The organism is Borreliella sinica, assembly GCF_033969665.2.
In the GTDB taxonomy this organism is placed as follows: domain Bacteria; phylum Spirochaetota; class Spirochaetia; order Borreliales; family Borreliaceae; genus Borreliella; species Borreliella sinica.
On record NZ_CP135180.1, the window covers coordinates 55,821 to 76,638 of the forward strand.

14 protein-coding genes are annotated in these 20,818 nt (G+C 27.8%); 2 read left to right on the forward strand and 12 right to left on the reverse strand.

The window, feature by feature from the left end; genetic code table 11:
- Nucleotides 1–91: 91 nt before the first annotated feature.
- From truB to QIA41_RS00255, 10 genes are all read right to left on the reverse strand, one after another.
- On the reverse strand, nucleotides 92–940 hold the full coding sequence (gene truB / locus QIA41_RS00210; RefSeq protein WP_320292065.1) for a tRNA pseudouridine(55) synthase TruB: 849 nt from the start codon (nucleotides 938–940) through the stop codon (nucleotides 92–94).
- A 2-nt stretch (nucleotides 941–942) separates the two neighbouring features.
- Nucleotides 943–1,305, reverse strand: a complete 363-nt coding sequence (gene rbfA, locus QIA41_RS00215) for a 30S ribosome-binding factor RbfA (RefSeq protein WP_320292066.1) — start codon at nucleotides 1,303–1,305, stop codon at nucleotides 943–945.
- Nucleotides 1,306–1,328: 23 nt separating this feature from the next.
- Nucleotides 1,329–3,947 carry a translation initiation factor IF-2 gene (gene infB, locus QIA41_RS00220; protein WP_320292780.1) on the reverse strand — a complete coding sequence of 873 codons (2,619 nt, stop codon included), beginning with the start codon at nucleotides 3,945–3,947 and terminating at the stop codon, nucleotides 1,329–1,331.
- Between the two features lie 2 nt (nucleotides 3,948–3,949).
- Nucleotides 3,950–5,398, reverse strand: coding sequence for a transcription termination factor NusA (gene nusA, locus QIA41_RS00225; RefSeq protein WP_320292067.1), 1,449 nt, complete (start codon nucleotides 5,396–5,398; stop codon nucleotides 3,950–3,952).
- Nucleotides 5,399–5,414: 16 nt separating this feature from the next.
- Nucleotides 5,415–5,858, reverse strand: coding sequence for a ribosome maturation factor RimP (gene rimP / locus QIA41_RS00230; protein ID WP_418909353.1), 444 nt, complete (start codon nucleotides 5,856–5,858; stop codon nucleotides 5,415–5,417).
- Nucleotides 5,859–5,952: 94 nt separating this feature from the next.
- The gene (locus QIA41_RS00235; RefSeq protein WP_320292069.1) at nucleotides 5,953–6,570 is read right to left on the reverse strand and encodes a ComF family protein; all 618 of its coding nucleotides are present in this window, start codon (nucleotides 6,568–6,570) and stop codon (nucleotides 5,953–5,955) included.
- 1 nt (nucleotide 6,571) lies between these two features.
- On the reverse strand, nucleotides 6,572–9,160 hold the full coding sequence (gene mutS, locus QIA41_RS00240) for a DNA mismatch repair protein MutS (protein ID WP_320292070.1): 2,589 nt from the start codon (nucleotides 9,158–9,160) through the stop codon (nucleotides 6,572–6,574).
- 177 nt (nucleotides 9,161–9,337) lie between these two features.
- Nucleotides 9,338–9,871 (reverse strand): OmpH family outer membrane protein, encoded by a 534-nt coding sequence (locus QIA41_RS00245; protein WP_320292071.1) that lies wholly within the window; start codon nucleotides 9,869–9,871, stop codon nucleotides 9,338–9,340.
- A 27-nt stretch (nucleotides 9,872–9,898) separates the two neighbouring features.
- The gene (gene bamA / locus QIA41_RS00250) at nucleotides 9,899–12,364 is read right to left on the reverse strand and encodes an outer membrane protein assembly factor BamA (RefSeq protein ID WP_320292072.1); all 2,466 of its coding nucleotides are present in this window, start codon (nucleotides 12,362–12,364) and stop codon (nucleotides 9,899–9,901) included.
- A gap of 17 nt (nucleotides 12,365–12,381) precedes the next feature.
- Complete coding sequence (locus QIA41_RS00255) at nucleotides 12,382–16,794, reverse strand: translocation/assembly module TamB domain-containing protein (protein ID WP_320292073.1); 4,413 nt, start codon at nucleotides 16,792–16,794, stop codon at nucleotides 12,382–12,384.
- 85 nt (nucleotides 16,795–16,879) lie between these two features.
- On the opposite strand from QIA41_RS00255, the gene tmk reads away from it, so the two are divergent.
- Nucleotides 16,880–17,488, forward strand: coding sequence for a dTMP kinase (gene tmk, locus QIA41_RS00260; protein ID WP_320292074.1), 609 nt, complete (start codon nucleotides 16,880–16,882; stop codon nucleotides 17,486–17,488).
- A gap of 13 nt (nucleotides 17,489–17,501) precedes the next feature.
- Nucleotides 17,502–18,131 (forward strand): hypothetical protein, encoded by a 630-nt coding sequence (locus tag QIA41_RS00265; protein WP_320292075.1) that lies wholly within the window; start codon nucleotides 17,502–17,504, stop codon nucleotides 18,129–18,131.
- Here the strand turns inward: QIA41_RS00265 and QIA41_RS00270 are convergent.
- Nucleotides 18,128–19,228 (reverse strand): thymidine kinase, encoded by a 1,101-nt coding sequence (locus QIA41_RS00270; protein WP_320292076.1) that lies wholly within the window; start codon nucleotides 19,226–19,228, stop codon nucleotides 18,128–18,130. The two genes, QIA41_RS00265 and QIA41_RS00270, sit on opposite strands and share 4 nt — an antisense overlap.
- 108 nt (nucleotides 19,229–19,336) lie before the next feature.
- Nucleotides 19,337–20,818: a hypothetical protein gene (locus tag QIA41_RS00275; protein ID WP_320292077.1), complete on the reverse strand. Its 1,482-nt coding sequence runs from the start codon at nucleotides 20,816–20,818 to the stop codon at nucleotides 19,337–19,339.

Genomic DNA, 20,818 nt, shown 5'->3' on the forward strand with positions numbered 1-20,818 from the left:
AAATCACAAAAACAATTTGTCCTTTTTTTAGGTTATTTTAAGTTATTTTTAATAGTAAACTATTAAATTTTTTAAAAAAATAAATACAAAATTAAAATATAATAACGTATTTATATTTATTCAAACCTATTCCTTCAATGACTGCTAATACTTCACCTTCTCTGGATTTTAAAATCTTAAATTCATTAATATTGATTTGAATTTCAAAGTAAGCCCCATTTTTAACAAGATTTATCTTGCTAGAATCAACATAAACACTTTCGAAACTTCTTAAAGACTCTAAATCAATTAAGGAGGATTTGCTTAAATTTTCACATGATATGGAATCTTCTAATCCAAACATACCTACTTTAGTCCTTTTTAAATTACTAACATAAGCACAAGAATTTAAAGAATAAGATAAATCTCTTGCAATACTCCTAATATAAGTACCCTTTGAGCAACTAATTTTCAAACTAAGTAAAGCAGAGCTAAAATCATAGTTTAATCTTTGAATATTATAAATATTCACTCTTCGTTTTTTAATTTCAAAAAAATTTCCATTCAAAGCAAGTTTATAGGCTCTCCTACCATCAATATGAACAGAAGAAAACCTAGGGGGTCTTTGATAAATCTCTCCCACAAAATCTTTAAGCTTTAAATCTATATCCTCTAAATTAGGAATATAATCCGTTTTATTAACTATTCTTCCATTTGGATCAAGGGTATCTGTTTCCAATCCAAATCTAAATTCTGCTAGATACTCTTTATCTAAAGAAATAAAATACTTTGCAAGCTTGGTATATTTCCCCACAAGAGCAATCAAAACACCACTGGCAAATTTATCAAGTGTACCAGCATGCCCAACATGACTTGTATTAAAATATTTTTTTATAGGGAAAAGAGTTTCAAAAGAAGTTTTGCATTGTTCTTTATTGATTATAAGGAATCCATTTTCCAAATTTAATTCTCTCTTGTAGTGTTTAATCCTTCAATTATTTTATTAACATAAAATGACTTAGAAAGAGAATCATCTTTAACAAATAATAATTTAGGGGTACTTCTAACTTTAATTCTCTTGATAATTTGACTTTGAATAAATCCCTTAGCATTATTTAAAGCTTTAACTGCATTGTCCAAAGAAGCACCTTCTTTGATTGAACCCACAAACACTTTAGCATTTATTAAATCTTTTGAAAATTCTACCTTAACCACAGTTAAAAATGAATGAATTCTCGGGTCTTTAATTCCTCTGCTCACTATTAAATTGCCAATTTCTTGAGCAATAAAACTTTCAAGCTTAAACTTTTTTATATTTTTATACATAAACACATATAAATAAAGCAATATTAAGTTTTAAAAGATTTTTTTACCTTTTTTATCTCAAATGCTTCAATTATATCTCCTTCTTTAATATTAGCATAGTTATCAATCATAATACCACACTCATATTGCTCAGCAACTTCTTTAACATCATCTTTAAATCGCTTTAAAGATGATATTTTACCAGAATGAATCTGCAAACCATCTCTCATCACATTAGTAATGGCATCTCGTCTTATTAGACCTCTAGAAACATAACAACCCGCTATTACTCCAACTTTAGGAACATTAATAACAGCCCTTACTTCAGCAAAACCAATAAACTGCTGCTCAACATCTGGTTCAAGCATTCCCTCAAGAACTGATTTAATATCACTTATAGCATCATAAATAACATTATACTTTCTAATTTCAACCTTTTCCTGATCTGCAAGTACTTGAGCTTTTACAGTGGGCCTTACATGGAATCCAATAACAATAGCATCGCTTGCTGAAGCAAAACTGATATCTGTTTCAGTTATTACACCTGCTGATGAATGCACAACTCTTACTCGAACCTCATTATTTGTTAATTTTTCAAGAGAATTCTTTAAAGCTTCAACTGAACCTTGAACATCTGCTTTTAAGATTATTTTAAGCTCCTTAAGAGCTCCTTCTTTGATTGAATCATAAAGATTCAACATGGTAACTTTCTTTACATTTTTAGAAGATTCATATTTTTTAAGATCTTGTCTTTTGGAACTGATCAATTTTGCTTCTTTCTCACTTTTAGTTACTTGAAAAGGATCCCCAGCCTGAGGCATTGAAGAAAATCCTAAAACACTAATGGCTTTAGCAGGCCCAACACTCTTAACAGAAACACCCTTGTCACTAATTAATGCCTTAACTTTGCCATAGCATGCCCCACCTACAAAAGAGTCTCCTACATAAAGAGTTCCATCTTCGATAATAACAGAACAAACTATTCCTCGACCCAAATCAATCTTAGCATCAAGCACTTTTCCAATAGCTCTTTTAGATGGATTTGCCTTTAATAACATCATATCCGATTGCAAAAGAATCATATCAAGAAGTTCAGAAATTCCTATATTCTTAAGAGCAGAAATCAACACAAAAATAGTATCTCCTCCCCAATCCTCAGGCACCAAGCCGTATTCTGAAAGCTGATGTTTAATTTTATCGGGATTTGAATCCGTCAAATCAATCTTATTTATAGCAACAATAATCGGAACATTTGCTTCTTTTGCATGATTAATAGCCTCAATGGTTTGAGGCATAACACCATCAATTGCTGAGACAACAAGAACAACAATATCTGTAACTTGAGCTCCACGACTTCTCATCATAGTAAAAGCTTCATGACCAGGGGTATCCAAAAATGTTATTTCTCGTCCATTATAACCGATAGTATAAGCTCCAATATGTTGAGTAATACCTCCGGACTCTGTTTGATTTATATCTACATTTTGAAGCACGGAAAGTAACTTAGTTTTACCATGATCAACGTGACCCATTATTGTAATAACAGGGGGCTTTTCAATTCTTTTACTTTGATCCTCTACTTCTTCTTCTATGACCGTTTCATCATAGATAGAAACAACATTAACTTTTGAACCATATTCTTCAACTAAAATGGTTGCCGTATCAGAATCTATCTTTTCATTAATAGTCACCATTACACCCAAGGCCATTAATTTAGCAATCAAATCAGAAGACTTTAAATTCATCTTTCTTGCAAGATCCGCAACAGTAATACTACCCATAATGTCAATTGATTTGGGAATAGGGTTAGCCAAATTTTCTCTTTTCTTTTTTTGAAGTTGTTCAAAAACCTTTTGTTCAATTGTTTTGCTCTCAGTTTCTGCTTTTTTCCTCTTATAGCTTTTTTGACTTTCTTGTTGTTGTTTTTTCTTCTCACCAAGTTTACGATTTAACTCTTTGCTATTCTCAGAATCTACTGAAGATGCACTACTAACAATAGGGGGAACTTTGGCCTTTATAACTCTTCTAAAAGAAACAGAAGTCGGATATTTGCTTTGAGGATTATTTTTAGTAATATATGTTTTTTTTGTCGAACCTTGATATTGTTGAGAAGCCAAACCGTCTCTGTTTTGAGAATACCCACCGGTTCTGTTGTCTCTGTTTTGAGAATACCCACCAGTTCTATTGTCTCTGTTTTGAGAATACCCACCGGTTCTATTGTCTCTGCTTTGAGAATACCCACCGGTTCTGTTGTCTCTGTTTTGAGAATACCCACCAGTTCTGTTGTCTCTGTTTTGAGAATACCCACCAGTTCTGTTGTCTCTGTTTTGAGAATACCCACCGGTTCTGTTGTCTCTGTTTTGAGAATACCCACCGGTTCTGTTGTCTCTGTTTTGAGAATACCCACCGGTTCTGTTGTCTCTATTTTGAGAATACCCACCGGTTCTGTTGTCTCTGTTTTGAGAATACCCACCGGTTCTGTTGTCTCTGTTTTGAGAATACCCACCGGTTCTGTCGTGCTTATGCAAATCAACAGAGCTACTTGAACTATTTTTACTGCCTAAATCACCATGCGTTACAATCTTTATCACCTTCTTTTTCAACTTAATAATCTTAATTTTTTTACCATCTTCATTTTTTATATCATCAATATTTTCCGACAAACTCACTCCTCCTCGAACTCAAAACTAAGCCCTATTTTACACCCCGGACAGGAAGTCATATTTTCATTAATAACAAAACCACATTCGGGACAAAGAAGCTCCTCATCTTCCTCAACTTTTTCCATATCTCCATCATTCTCATTAGCAATTATTATCATCCCCTCTTTTAATATTTTGTTAATTTCTTCTTGTTTTTCATAACTTACTCCAAGATTAAAAAGAACTCCTTCATTTGCTTGTAAAAAATTGTTAATATCGTTAAGCCCCTCTTTCGATAAGTTAGAAATCACAGAAGCATCAAGTAATTTAAGATCACTTATTTTGCTGATCTCTTCAAATTGCTCCTCTTCAGAAACATCTTGCATAACTTTATCAAACATTTCCAGCGTTTCTTGCTTAAACTCCGAATTGGCTTTCATTTCTGCAAATTGACTGCTGGTTTTAACATCAATAGCCCAGTCAAGAAGTCTATTAGCAAGTCTGACATTTTGACCCATTTTACCTATAGCAAGAGAAAGTTGATCATCACTAACAACCACTAAAGCCTTATGTAAATCTTCGTCAAGAATATAAACATGATCTATCTTTGCAGGAGTTAAAGAATCCTTTATGAATTCTTTAATATCTTTACTGTAAGGTATAATATCAATTTTTTCTCCCTCAAGTTCCTTAATTATAGATTGAATTCTGACGCCTTTTTGTCCTATGCAAGGACCAACAGGATCTATCTCTTCTTTTTCAGAATAAACGGCTACCTTTATTCTATAACCAGGATCACGAACTATTTTATGAATCTTAATAATGCCTTCTTCAATTTCAGGAATTTCAAGTGCTAAAAGCTCTTCAATAAACTTTGGATGGGTTCTAGAAAGAATAACTTCAACGCCATTTTTACCTTTTTTGACATTATAAACTAAAACTCTAATCTTATCATTAAGGCTATAAATTTCCCTTGGCGATTGGTACTTTTTGGGAATTACACCATCCGTATTTCCAAGATTAACATAAAGATCACCATTTCTATTTTGCTGAACATACCCAATAACAACTTTATTTAACTTGCTTTTAAATTCTGATAAAATTTCATTATCCTCAATTCCTTGCAAATCACTTTTGGTTCTTTGTTTTGCAACCTGAATAGAAAGTCTATCAAAAACTTTAGGATTAATTTCAATGTAAGCATAATTACCTTCTACGATATTTTCCTTTGAGATATCTTTTTCTAAAATTTCAAGCAAAGAATCTTTTACCTCTTCTACGATTTTCTTTTTTGCATAAACCGCCAAATCTCCCGTATCATCATCAAACTTAACAAAAGCATTCTCATTGCTTCCAAAATACTTTTTATAAGCTATTAATACTGATTCTTTAATTGTTTTTCTAATAGACTCTACGCTCATACTGCGATCATTTGCAATATTTACAATCATATGTCCCGTGCCCTTTATCATCCAAAATTCCTCCTTATTAAACTAACCTGGCCTTCTTAACATCACTATAAAAAACATTTAATTCTTTGCTATCAGTTTTAAAAATAAAACTTTTCGATTTTGATTCTAATATAAAACCCTCTTCAAATTCATTATCTAGCATCAACTTAATCTTTTTACCTTCAAAAATTTGAAACTCTCTATCACTTTTTATTCTTCTATCTATTCCAGGCGTAGAAAGCTCCAAAGCAAAACTATATTTAAGATTTGCTTCCAAAATTAATAAAATCATTTTATGCAAATCGGTCAGCAAGTCAACACCCAAAGAAAAATTTTTACTATAAAGAACTATTTGAATTTTTCCACTATTTTTATTTCTAAAGATATTAATTTCTAATATTTCAACATTTAAACGTTCTGTTAAATTTTTTATTAAATTAAAAACTTCATTATTTGTGTCAAAATATTTAATCAATCGCATTCCTAAAATTAATAAGGTTCTTTTAAAAGAACCTTATTAAATACATAGCTAAACCTTAAATCAAGGTTAACACTTAGAAAAAATAAAGTCAACATTAAACCAAATTATAAGATTTGGCCAAAGAAAATCTTATAACCTTATAAGCTCCAAATTGTATAATAAGATCTTCACAAATACACATAGATGTTCCTGTAGTAACAATATCATCAAGCAAAACAATTTTTTTAAATTTAAAATTTTTATACTTTGGCTTTAATTTAATTTTATTTTCCAGATTTCTAAATCTTAGATTCCCTTTCATTAACTTCTGGCTTTTCCCATACTTTCTTGAAAAAACATTCATATAATTAAAACCAAAACGATTTAATAAAATACCAATATATTCCATGTGATCAAAACCATAAAATAATTTTCTTTTAAAACTACAAGGAACAGTTACTATCTGATCAAAATCAATATTATTCAAACATTTAGCAATTCCACTTGCTAAAAACCTTCCAATTGACTTTTGACCATCTATCTTGTAAGACAAAATTAAAGATTTATAATGTTCTTTATATTCAAAAAAATAAATTAAATTTTTATCAAATTTAATTTTAAAATTAAAAAGTAATTTACACTGATCACAAAGAGCATTAGAAGACACATATCTTTTTTTGCAAAAACTACAAAAAGGCAAAAATATACTTTTTATAACATTTAAATATCCCATACTAACTAGATTGAGAACCAACTTTTAAAACAATTTGATTTAGAAGCTCAATTGATTGAAAAGGGGTAATATTATTAATATCTATATTGGATATAAAATTTTTTAACTCTAAATACTCATTTAATTCAATATGAACATCAGTATCATTTTTCAAGATATCTCTATCATAGATATCAGAAGAAGCGTGGGAAAAAAATTCTAAACAAGAACTATCTTTTCGGCTAGCTAAACTTTCCAGGACAACACTAGCCCTATCTATTACCCTTAAAGGAAGTCCTGCTATTCGAGCAACATAAATTCCATAAGAATTAAGAGACGGCTTTTCTTCGACTTCTCTTAAGAAAACAAGCTCATTTCCTTGCTTTTCAATTTTCATTGAAAGATTAATAAAAGCTTCATGATTAATAGCTGATAGTTCATGAAAATGTGTTGCAAACAAACTTCTAGCTTTTATATACTCTAAAATATATTCTACAATAGAATAAGCAATAGCAAGTCCATCGTTTGTACTGGTACCTCTTCCAACTTCATCCATAATTATTAAACTCTTTTCTGTTGCATTTCTTAAAATATTAGCTGTTTCGTTCATTTCAACCAAAAAAGTGGATTCCCCTTTAGCAATATTATCACTTGCTCCAATTCTACAAAAAATTTTATCAGTAATACCTATTATAGCATTAGCAGCTGGCACAAAAGAACCTATATGCGCCATTAAAGTAATTAAAGCCACCTGCCGCAAATAAGTCGATTTACCTGCCATATTAGGACCAGTAATTAAACAGAAATACTTTTCTTTATTAATTTTTACGAAATTTTCAGTAAAGATTTCGGTGTTTTTCACATAGTGTTCAACAACAGGATGTCTGGACTTGTCAAGGAAAATTTCTTTATCATATGTCAACACAGGTCTTTTATATTCATTTTTTTTTGCCAAATAACCAAAGTTAACAACTAAATCAATATATGCAAAAAATTCTGCAACCTTCTTGAGAACTTTATTATGTTCAACAACATTTGATGCTATTTCATCAAAAATTTCCTGCTCAAAAGCAAATACACTGTCTTCAGCATTATTAATATCTACTTCAAGAGAAATAAGTTTTTCCGTTTTATATCTTTTTGAAGAATTTAAAGTTTGACTTTCTATAAAATGGGATGGCACTTGAGCATAATTACTTTTTGTAACTTCAAAAAATAATCCCCTATTATTGGTTTTTCTAATCTTTAGATTATTGATCTTACTAAGCAGTCTCTCCGATTCAAGATATTCATCAATATACTTATTCGCATTAATCTTTAAATCTTTTAAACTATCAAGCTTTAAATCATAACCTCTTTTAATAAGCTCATCAGATGAATTTGAAATTGAACTATTTATCAAACAATAAACTTCAGAAACACTATCTTCTTCAAACTTATTAAAATTCCAATAATCAAAATTATGCTTGTCAAATAATTTTTTTACCAAAAAAAATACAGAAAGGGCTTTTTCAATAAATAAAAAATCTTTTTTAATGTATCTTTTCATTTGAATTCTAGATATTATTCTCTCAATATCCCATATATTAATAAAAGTTTCTCTTAAAGTTACGGTTAATCCAATATTTTTGCAAAAAAATTCAACATGATCTAGTCTAGTATTAATCTCAGAAATATTTAAAATTGGATTTAAAATAAATTCTCTTAAAAGTCTTTTTCCCATTGCTGTTTTACAATCATTTAAAACAGAATACAATGAATATTGAGAAGAAAAATCATTATTATTTTTTACAAGCTCAAGATTAACTTGAGTTACATCATCAAGAAACATATAAGAAGAATCATTATTAATGTCTATTCTATCAATATTAATTAATAAATTTTTTAAATTATTTTTTATATGATTTATAATGAGAAAAATTGAGATGTAGTAGGGCTTTTCCTCATCAAATCCGAGAGAACTCAAACCTAGTATTTTAAAATGTTCCTTTATTGTTTTTATTGCAACATCCTTGTCAAGATGCCAAGCAGGCACCTTGTTAATCAAAAAACGATTAAAATTAAGCTTTTCTAAGTATTTGTAATAAAAATCTTCAGAAACTATTATCTCTTTGGGAGAGTATTTTTCAAGATCTCTTTTAAGTTTTTCAAAAAAACTATCCTCATAAAACATTATTCCAAGACTAGAAGTAGATAAATCTATATAAGAAAACGAATAATAATTTTTATAATCGCTAATGGCAACTAAATAATTATTAACATCATCATTTAAAAAATCTTCATCAAGAATAACACCCGGGGTTATTACCTCAACAACCTCTCTTTCCAAAGGTCCACTAGAAGTAGAATTAGACGTCTGCTCACAAATTGCAACCTTTTTATCAAACAAAATTAATTTTTTTATATATTCTCTGCTAGTATGACAAGGCACCCCACACATTGGAGCATTTTCCCTTTTTGTCAACGTTAGATTAAGAAGCTTACTTGCCTCAATTGCATCGTCAAAAAACATTTCATAAAAACTTCCTACTCTAAAAAAAATGATAGCATCTTTATATTTTTTCTTAATATCTAAGTACTGCCTCATCATTGGGGTAACATTTTTTTCCATATGGCATATGCTTCCTAAATAATATTGAATTATTGCTAATATTATAAAATAAATATAATTCAATTAAAAAGAAAGAATACAAAATGCTAAAAAGACTTTAAAAGCAATATTTTAATGCAATTACTAAAAGTAAAGAAAATAAACAAATTTTAAATAATTTATCCAAATAAAAAGTGCTTAAGGATTTTTATTCTCTTTTTCTATAAGATACTTAACAACACTATCTGTTATATCAACAGTGCTGTTATGGTAAAGAATATACGGATTATTTTTTTTCATAATTAAAGAGAATCCATTAATTTCTGCAACATATTGAATACCGCTAAGTATTTTGCTTAAAGATTCACTATTATTATTTAAACTATTAATATTGATCAATCTCTGCTGTTCTAAATTATTTTTTGCTAAACTAGAAACTCTCTTTAACTCATCAACTTTCAAATTATATTGGTTCCCATAAGACCTTGCATTATCTAAATCATTAGCAGCAATCGAGTTGTCATACAGCTCTTTTAAATTTTTAAGCTCTAAATTTAAGGCATTTATTTGTTCTTGATATCGATTTTTTATTTGATCTAGATTAGCTTTCAATTGAGGATTTAAAACTTCAATAACAATTCTATCAAAATCAACAATGCCTATCTTAATAACATCTATTGAAAAAACATTAAAAGGTAATAAAAAAAACAATGGTAAAATCAAAAAAAACACAAATTTCTCCATAGCATTAGCATCATATTAATATCTCATTTCAATTCCTAAGAAAAATTTAAATCCAGAAAAATATTTGTAATAACTGTTAACTTCATTATTATCAAAATAAAAAGGATAAGCTATTACAAAAGACAGTGGTAACTGGGGCAAAAGACTTCTAATTCCAGTTCCCCAACTAAAAGCAAAACTATTAAAAGGCCTAAATAAAGAATTTTCTTGTCCTTCTAAAGAATAAGCAGCAAAATCTATAAAAAAAACATCCCAAACTAAAATATTTTTTAACAAAGGAATCGATATTTGTATAGTATTTACAAAGGAGCTGTAAATATTTTTCAAAATTCCCCAGCCTCTAGCCTGCATAAAATTTTCACTAAGAATTATATGATGATGAGGTTGAATTTCAATTTCAAAGCCATTACCAAGAGGGGGCAATATATTTGAATAGACGCTCCTTAAAGTCAAAATAATATCAAAATAAGGGGTAAACACATCTTCATATCCTAAAAGAGAAAAGTATCTCTCAAAAGTTGTAGCGGATTTAATGAAATGGCTCTGACCAAATAAAAATCCACCGAAAAAATCAAACTGCTGCTTAAGCAAAAATCCACTATTAGATAAAGAAGTGGAATTTCTTGTATCCCAAGCTACACTCAAACTAAGAGAATTTTCAAATCTAAAAGTTTTATAATTGTCTCTTAAATAATAATTTGAGGGTCTATTAACCTCATGATCATAAAAAACATATTTTAAAGCGGTTTGTAAAGTACCAAGAAAAGTTTGCTTACCAAGATAATTAGAAAAAGTATACCCCGTAAACCCTCCAAAACTAAGTTTAAGCAAAGAATAATTCATAGCATTAAAATCAGAAAAGCTTTTAATATCTCGATATTCTTCCCAACTTGTAAATGGGTCAGGAACTTCCCTTTTGCCAGAAAAAATAGGTCCATTAATATCCTGATAAGCAGTATTTACGGAATGTGAAAAATCTATAAACCCACCTACGGTCCACCTTTTCTGGAAAAACCAATTGTCTCTAAATGTCAAACTTAAACTTTGCTCTAAAAAGGATAAATTTAATCTTGCAGCAAAATAATAACCTTCGCCTAAAAAATTAGAAAGTTCCCATTGCCCAAATATTGAAAATGGAAACGAAGAATTTGAATTGCCTCCAAAATTCATACCAAATCCAAAATTACTTGTTGCTCGCTCCTCAATGTTTAAATTTATCCTCATAAGTCCTTCGATATTACTTGGAACAATATCGGGAATTACATTTGAAAAATAACCAAGCTGCTGTAAATTTACCATGCCCATTCTAAACTTATCCAAACTAAAAACATCCCCTTCTTGAAGAGGGATCTCTCTAAGTATTACATGCGAAGCCGTATTTTTATTTTTAGAAACAGTAATAGACTCTATGTGGGCTTTATCTTTTTCTAAAATTTTAATTACAAAATCAACAAATTCCCCTCTTATCTCTTGTGAAGGAATAATTTCTGTAAAAATATACCCTTCCTGAAAATAACTCTCCTTAATTTTGACAAAATCTTGCTCAAATTTAGAATTATTAAAAATGTCACCTTCCTTAAAGGTAATAAAACTTTTTAATTCTTCTAAACTAAAAACTGAATTACCAAAAATTTCAAGCTTTCCAAATCTAAAAACATTGCCTTCTGAAAGAAAATATTTCAAAAAAACTTCCTTTTCTAACCTTTGAGAACCTTTAATAGAATCTTTAATATCAACAATACTATTGATAATCTTAATATCAATATATCCATTATTTTTATAAAAAGACTCTAGTTGATGCTTGTCTTTATCAACATTACTTTTTAAATATTTACCATCTGAGAAAAGAGATGCTACTCTTGATGCTAAAGACTTTCTTAAAGTACTACTTTTAAAGCTTAAATTCCCTTCAAAGTCAATCCCTTTAACAATATATTTAGGACCAGCTACTATATTAAAAATAATATCAGCTAAATTTTCCTCTTCCTTGATTTCAAAATTTGCAGAAACTTCAAGATATCCCATGTCTTTATACATCTCTTCAAGCTTTTCAAGACCTTTGTTAACACTTGCAAGATTTAAAGGCTCATTAGTCTTAATATTAACCTTCTCAACAAGTTCACTATTCCAAAAAACTCTACTACTATCAAAAAAAACAACAGAATTAACCAAAGATTTTTCTTTTACAGTAAATGTGATAAAAAGATCCTCACCATCTATTTTAAACATCGGATTAATAACCCCAGAAAAATAATCAAGAGAATATAGATCAACTTGTAATTTATCAAAAATTTCATTAGAATATGCCACGCCAATATAAGGTTTTAAAATATCAATAAAATCCGTCTCTTTTTTATTTTTAAGTCCTTCAAAATTAATACTCTTTATTATTTTCCCGTTGTAATTTTCAACTTGACCAAAACCAAAAACAACAAAGAACATTAAAAACCATACAAAAACCAAACCTCTAATTAGACCCATCTTAACCTCTTAACAATTTAATATTTAAATTTCCAAGAAATACCTATATTATTTCCTATTCCATCTAAACCTTTTTTCATAAAATTGTAATCAAACTCATAATTAACCAAAAAAAATGGAGAATCAAACTCAATACCTAAATTGACAACAAAATTTAAATCTTTTGAAAAAGGAGTCATTTGCTCTTTCAAAAAACCAAAGCCTCCACTAATAAAAACACCCTCAACAAGATATTTCCCTACCTTAACACTTGTATTGTCAAGAACATCAACAAAAGTAGGATTTCCAATTTTAAAAAAATTACTATTAATAGAATTCTTTAATATATCTGTCTTTATACTCAACAAGTCTAAGTTTAATACAGAACGCATATAATCTTCAATGGGTTGAATTAAAAAATCAAGAGCAATGTCACTCACTATTCCAATTGCCATTTCAGCAGCATTGATTCCTGCTGACCTAAATCCCCCTCCCTCCCCCTCAACTCCCCCCATTGTTAAGCCTGAGAGCAAATATTTAATCTCCTGCTCAGTCCTAGAGGGATAAGACATAAACTCAATTTTCCATAAACTCAAAGGGCTGTCAATACTTATTGTAACAAGCAGCTTGTCATTTCTATCTTTAATAGTATTTGTAGCCTCCGCTTTGATCCATGGATCAAATTTAGTTCTATTCTCATTAAAGGATATATAAGCACCACTTTTAAAGATAAATTTTTTATTATTATAATTAACAAAACCACTTGTAATATTCAAATCTCCCTTAATAATAAAATCGTCTGTTTTTGTGTCAGATTCTATTACAAGCTTATCTCCTCTTGAAATAGTAGCTTGTAAAAAAGAAATATTACTATCAGGCCAATGAAAAGTAACACCGCTATCAAAATTTATCTCAAGATGAGTTGAAATATCAAAATCTCGATCATTAATATCAAATGTTTGAGCTATTTTTGCTTTCTTGAAGGGATTTACCAATAAATCAACAATAGAACTTTCAAGAGAATAAACCCAAGCATTTGAAATATTAAAAATGCCTTTAAACATAATTTCATCAGCATTTCCTTCAATTAAAAAACTTCCTAAAGCGTAACCTGTAAAGCTTAAAGCAATCTTGTCAAACTTAATAGGAACTCCTGTCCTACCAGTCACATTAATATCTATTTTATAATAATCAATAATAGTATCACTTAAAAAATTTAAATTTAAACTGGTAGAAACAAAAACCTTAGAATATCGATCTAAATTAAACTCATTACTAAAAATGATTTTATTATCTTTAATTTCAACTGGCATATCAAATATTTCTAAAGCCCTATCACCGCCAAACTTTCTAGAAGCTCTTAAATACTCAGTGCTTATTGATCCTTTTTGAATATTTAAACTTCCATTGATATTAGGATTGTACAAATCCCCATCAATATCAATCTCACCATTTAAAACAAGATCATAAAGAATAAAATGACTGTCAATATTAAATAAAGAATGTGAATCTAAAAAATCTTTGGTGATTATTTTTGAATCAAATTTAATATCTCTGATATTTCCAAGAATTTTATTTTTAATTATTTTGCCTGACGAATTAAAACTAAGAGGTAAATAATCTTTTAAACTAAATTTATATTCTCCACTACCATAATGGTATAAAACATCAATAAGGTCATAATCAATTGAAGTCATATTAAATTTTTCAAAATCATTGCTAAATTCAACCGTAAGATTAGATAAAAACTCATTTTTATATTTAATATCTCTAAAAAAGAATTCGCCCTCAGTTTTGGTTTTCAAAATTCCAAATCGCTCTTCATCTCTATTTTCAAAGTTTCTAAAATTTGCATTAAGCTTATAAGAAATCAGGTCATTATTAAAAACCATATTAGATACACCTATAGAACTGATTAAATCGTATCTTAGGCTACCGGTAAGAAATTCTTTTTTGTTGCGCTTGGCTTTTATATCATATATGTTAAGTTTGTTATCCAACAGCCCCAAATTCAGAGAAAATTGCATGGGAACACCCAATAAAGTTACTTTATCAGCTTCAAGATATCCAGTCAAAGAATAATTTTTAAAACTATCATTTCTAAAATTTAATAAAAAATTACCATTAACTTTCCCTTCCAAAAGGGTTGAAGAACTAAAATTGTAAAAATCTAAATCTTGAAATTTAAACAAAAAATAACTTCCATATTTATCAGAATTAACCCCTAAAAAATATCGTTCTGAATTTAAGCTAGAAAATAAATTCAAACTTCCATTAAAATTATCTTTTAAATTGAATTGTCCATATCCTTGCAAATTTGAAAGTTTGTTTACAAATTTAACATCGGAAATGTACAATTTATCATATTCATACAAACCCTTAAAACCAAAATTAAAATTATAATGGGATACTTTAGAAGCTTTTATTATATTAAAATTATCTATTTTAAATTTCAAATAGTCATTAGACCCTAAATAGTCCCCATAAGAATTTATATTTATCAAAAGATCAGAAGTTTTATTGTAAACTCTGAAATCATTAACATTAAGCGTATAGATTATTTTAGAATCAAAATAATTGAAATCCAATTTGATGCCAAGAGGAGAATCAACAACAATAATCTTATTTTTAAGATTAATATTAAAATACAAAGGATAATTTTTATCCAAATAGGAAAAATTCGTGCTAACGTTAAACCCACTTTCAAATAACTCAACAAACAAACTAGAATGTAAATTATGATCATTGTACTGCAAATCAAAGTTGTTTGATTTATAAAAATTTTTTTCTCCACTAGCATCAAACATGAATTTGAAATTATCTAGTTTAGAAAATACCATGAAATTGAATTTTTTTAATCTATTTTTATGGTAATCAAATTTATTTAAATTAAAATCAGAATCTAAATTCAAATATTTACCCGAAAATATAGTCTTGGGCAAAAAATTTGTTAAGTATGAACTAGGAATAACTTCTTTTAAAAAAAGTAGAGGAAACTCTTTGATGCCTAAATTGAAAGAAAATTCCTCATCATTAAGATCGCCTTTTAAAGAAATTTTAGAATTTTCATTTTCTAAATAAATCAAATAATCAACAAGAATTTTATCCTTTAAAACCCAAGTTTTTAAACTTAAATTTTGCAAACCAAGACTTCCAAGACTAAAATTATCCGACTTAACTAAAAAAATATTCTTATCTTTTTTAAAATCCAAATACCCATTTAAGTCGTTAAAGTTTAAAATTTTTGCAGACTTAAAGTTAAGACGCCCTATCGGAAGAAAGTCCTTTAAAGAATAATAACCTTTATAATTTACAACCCCTCTTTTAAGCTTTAAAAAAGCATTTTTAACGCTTACAATGCTATCATCCCCCTTAATTTCAAGTTGTAACCCTTGAATTTCTTTGCCTATAGTGTCAACATTTAAAGAAGAATCTATTATTCCCGCATATCTTAAATCTTTATTTTTAAAATCATAAGAAAGTGCCAACTGACCATTTAAACTTATATCAAAATAATCCCTATAAGCTTCAAGATTTTTGTTTAACTTAATCCAGTCTAAAAGATTAACATTTAAAAATAAAGAATCTAATCGAATAAAACCATTAGCTTTATCATAAGTTAAATTAAAATCAAAATTCTCCCTTCGTAAATTAAAAATTTTTAAATTGCCTTTTGAATAATTTATTTGAAATCCTTGCTCAAGTAAAGAAAAATAGCTTGTTTTAAATTCAAAAAAACTAAAATTAACATAACCATCCTCAAAGCCTTTTTTGAATTTCCCTTCAAAATAGAAAGTTGAGTCTAAAATTCCATCATCAACTCCTTCAGACGATAAATTAACTCCTAAATTTTTAACGGTGCCAAAATCAACCACAGAGCTAAATAAAAAATCTTCATCCACAGTACTCAAGGAAAAATTTTTAACTTTAAAATTCAAACAACTATTATTCTTATTAAGCTTAATATTAATATTAATATTTTCTAAATTAATATTTAATCTATAAAGATAGTTTAAAATCTTATTTAAAATTGCATTTTCATTGCCAGAATAAACACTACTAGAATTTAAATTATCGGATAAAGCAAAATCGTTTATATCAAAATTCAAATTACTTCCTTTAACATAAACATTTAAAATAATATCTTCATCGCCTAAAATTAATTTAAACAAATTTAAATCTACTCTAACAACATCCATCAATATTTTATCTTTTCCATCCAAGCTTAGCTCTAAACCATCTATTTTAATGGATGATAAAAAATACGGTGAAATTTTATCATATTTGATACTAAAGCCAAATTTCGATTCAAGATATTTTACAACAAAAAACTTTGCAGAATAAATTTGAACCTGAACAAATAGATTAATAGAAAAAATTATTAAAACAAAAATGAAAAATGGTAAAATCAAAAATAAAAATGTCTTATTTCTTAAAAACCCCAAATTCATACACTCATATATTGATAATTATTATTATATAATAATTATCAATATCATAATTATTTACACTAAAAGAAAGGAAGAAAAAGCATTTGTGGCTAAGATATTAAAAAATTTTTATTGCATAGAAGGAATTGATGGAAGCGGAAAAACAAGTATAATCAATAGGTTAAAAATCCTTTGCAACGATGAATCAAGATATTATTTTACAAAAGAACCATCAAGCGGAATAATTGGAGAAATGATAAAAAAGCAATTAATGAATTTTAAAAATCCTTTAAAAGAATCAACATTTGCATATCTTTATGCAGCGGATCGACACGATCATTTATACAAAAAAGGTGGAATACTAGAAATTTTAAAAACAAAATCTACAAAAATAATAACCGATCGATATTTATTCTCATCAATTGCCTATCAAGGAAAATTGGGATATAAATTAAATAAAAACTTCCCATTACCTGAGAAAGTATTCTTTATTGAAATAAATCCAAACATAGCTTATGAAAGAATACAAAAACATAGACCACAAAGCGATCTTTTTGAGCTTGAAAAATACCAAACTTTTGAACAAATTGCTCTAAAATATTCAGAATCACTTAAAAAACTCGAAAAAAAAATTAATGTGATTTACATTGACAATTCAATAAAAGATAACTTAGATAAAAACGCAAAAAAAATTTTTAATCTAATAAAATTCTAATATAATTAATCGTATGATTAATTATATTTTTAAAAGTGTTACTTTTCAAATAACTTTAATTTTGCTTCTCTTAGCAGCAGCTGCAAAGATAAATGCATCGTCCAAATTTTATTATGCAGAGCAATGGTATGTAATTTTTAACGCTCAAATGAAAAAAAAACCTGAAAACTACAAAAAAAATATATTTTTTCTTCAAAAAGCCTTAAAATACCCATTTGGAAATCCAAAGTACTCACTAACTAAAATAGAAACAAAAGAACAGTGGGAAAAATATAAACTTCTTTTCAAAATGCATGTAAATCTGCTTCTAGTCAAGCAAAATTTATATTTGGGAGATTTATTTGATACAAGAAATTTATATTTTTTCAAAACTCCAGAAAAAAATGGAATTATTCTAAATCTAGAAAAATCAGAAAAATTATATAAAATGGCCATTAATTATTATGACGAAGCACTAAAATACCACAAAAGTCTTGAAAACTATAAATCTGTTAAACTAGAAAATGATGGAATAACAAGCTGGGAAAATGAATATCATAAAATTTCTATTAAAGAGTTCAATTACCACGACATTATCAAAAAAGAACTACTAAGAATTGACGAGACTAAAGCATTTTTTGAAAAAAGTTCAAACTATTATTAAATAAAATTTTTACCTTCCTTGGAGAAAAAAATTTTATTTATATAATCCTTATTTAAAGAAAATTTAAAAACAAGATCTTTAAAATTATCTTTGCTCAAAATACTATATTCTGAGTAAAGAGTTATTAACGCTCTTTCTGCTAAAAAAGGTAGTTCTAAAATATTTTTTAAAACCTCAGCTCTAAATTCACATACTTTTCCACTATCTAGAGAATTTGCAAAATTAGAATTTTCAACATCACTACTTAACGCTATAATTTCATTTTCAAGAAATTTTTTCTCTCCTTGTGAATACAACAAGGCAAATGGTTTTAAAAAAGAAAAAAAATATTCTTTGCCCACAAGATAATGATGCATTGAACACCTTGTAGAGTAATTTGGATAAATAGCAGATTCAATCTCTTCGTCACCACCAACAATAAGAAGAGGATCAAAATAAGGGGCTGGGATTTCTTTGTTGTTATAAAAATAATACCTATACGAAAAAAAAGACTCTTCCATGCAATCAACGTGTCCGCAATAAGCTCCAAGCTTATAAATCTTATCTGAATATTCCACCAAAAGTTTAGCAGTATCATTGAAAGATTCTTTTCTAAAATTATAAAGCAATGTAGGCAATATAAACAAAATATTTTCATTTAACGAAATTTTATTTAAAACAAAAATTAAACGTTCATCATAAAAACATGCCTCATCAATAATAAAAGTGCCACAACTAGGGTTAGAAGCTATTAAGTTTTCAATATCAAAAGAGCTGCTGGCAAAACCAATTTCATCAATCTTATCTTTTCCACCACCTCTATATGGTATTACATTTTCTGGATAATCCTGAAACCTTCTCTTGTCAAGAAAATTTCTAATAAAAAATACATTAACTCTGCTCCTATTTTCTTTAATAATATTACTCAACACCTTGAAAGATTTTTTTCTTACCACAAGAGAATCTTTATAAATTTTTGCAGCATATTCTGTTTTCCCACTTCCCATAGGCCCAACTACAAGGATTAAATTCATTTTTACTTTAAAGTCAAAATGACTAATAGATACAATGTTATTCAAATTAGTATCTTCTTTAGCAAAGTCTAAACAAAAACCCAAAATTCCCCCTGAAGCAAATTTAAATTAAACCATAAAAACACAGAATAGTCAAAAAACTCTCAAATCAAAACCCCAAAACTTAATAATTGGGACTTATTTTGAAAGTTACTATTCAAAAGTGTAATAATTTTCAAAATAATCATCGTCCAGCAAAGCTTTCTTTATTTTTAATCTATCCTTCTCATAAATTTCAATATAATTGAATTTTTTAGAACCATTTACTTTTCTATAAATTGAAACCAAACTTCCAACTACATAATTTTTAATTTCCACCAAATTAAATCCAAAATATTTTTTTTTACTTATCAAACTTGATTTAATATCTAAAGCAGAAATTTTTTCAAAAACCAAATTTAAAGCAGTGGGTAAGAAAAAATCTTCAATGTTCATCAATAACAACTCTTTAATTCCAAGGCTATTAAAATCGTAGCCTAAATTGTTAAAAAGATTACACTTAAAAGTATGTAAAGCAAAGGTATAAACATCCCTTTTATCGGGATATTGAACTTCAATTGTATCAACGTAAGGGTAGGCAGAATAATTTATTTTATAGCCAAGCAAACTATTCTCATAATAAACTGGGGACTTATCTTTAAAATACATCTTATTAAAATATCTGTTATTTAAACTAAATTTGTTGCTAAAATCTACTATTCCTGAAAAAATACCTACTAAAACTCCATCTTTGAGTATAGCAACATTATTTTTATTATTGATACAATAAATTCCTGACAAACTTTTATAATCTTCTAAAAATTTTTCCTTCATGTCTGGATCTTCCAAAAGGTCATAAAACATTTTATATTCATTTATTGTTTCAGGAGGAAATTTTTTAAAAGCATTATAAGCTTCAATGGGATCTAAAAGCTTGTATTTTAAAAAACAAATACTGTGAATTCCATTATATTCTTTAATTTTACCCTTAAGAAAAGAAAACAAAGAAACAGAATTGTTATAATTAAAATCTGAATTTCTAAATATATAATTAACATTCTCGGTCGTAAAGAAAAAATCTTCTTTTGATTTAATGGTATTAAAAATGCTAAAAAAAAATCTATCATCCTTTAAAAACCACTTAAAAAATAAAAAATCACCACCATACAAGGAAAAGGCCTTAAATAAAATTTTTTTAAAATCATCTCCAAAACTTTCAAGCCTTCCAGAAGCTTCAAGTCTCATACAAATTAAATCTTTATCTATTTGCAATTCTTCATTTAAGTTTTCATACAAAGTAATAATTTCTTTGTACATATTTTTATTTTTATTTTGCCTTAAAAGCAACGCAAAATAAGATGTGTATATCTCTTTAAGAGCTGTTGCTTTAAAATTATTAATATCGATTGCTTGCTTTAATAAATAAATTCTATCTAGTAGAGCAATATCTTCCTTTAATGCAAGCTCATAAAGAGAGTCTGAAGCTAAAGAATTGAAATCAAGAGATCCATAAATTAAATCGTTGGCTTTTTGAAAATTGGAAAAATTTTTAGACGCATTGAAAAGAACATTTGAAATATCCTCATCTTCTTCAATTGAAACTGCACCTAAGTTTATAGAGATAAAAAGAATCAAACCCATCTTTAAATAAAACAT

What these genes read in the sequence shown, in the direction of transcription:
- rbfA (WP_320292066.1), bottom strand. Translation starts at nt 1,305, where the DNA reads ATGTATAAAAATATAAAAAAGTTTAAGCTTGAAAGTTTTATTGCTCAA.
- nusA (WP_320292067.1), bottom strand. Translation starts at nt 5,398, where the DNA reads ATGATAAAGGGCACGGGACATATGATTGTAAATATTGCAAATGATCGC.
- rimP (WP_418909353.1), bottom strand. Translation starts at nt 5,858, where the DNA reads ATGCGATTGATTAAATATTTTGACACAAATAATGAAGTTTTTAATTTA.
- QIA41_RS00235 (WP_320292069.1), bottom strand. Translation starts at nt 6,570, where the DNA reads ATGGGATATTTAAATGTTATAAAAAGTATATTTTTGCCTTTTTGTAGT.
- mutS (WP_320292070.1), bottom strand. Translation starts at nt 9,160, where the DNA reads ATGGAAAAAAATGTTACCCCAATGATGAGGCAGTACTTAGATATTAAG.
- bamA (WP_320292072.1), bottom strand. Translation starts at nt 12,364, where the DNA reads ATGGGTCTAATTAGAGGTTTGGTTTTTGTATGGTTTTTAATGTTCTTT.
- QIA41_RS00255 (WP_320292073.1), bottom strand. Translation starts at nt 16,794, where the DNA reads ATGAATTTGGGGTTTTTAAGAAATAAGACATTTTTATTTTTGATTTTA.
- QIA41_RS00265 (WP_320292075.1), top strand. Translation starts at nt 17,502, where the DNA reads ATGATTAATTATATTTTTAAAAGTGTTACTTTTCAAATAACTTTAATT.
- QIA41_RS00275 (WP_320292077.1), bottom strand. Translation starts at nt 20,818, where the DNA reads ATGTTTTATTTAAAGATGGGTTTGATTCTTTTTATCTCTATAAACTTA.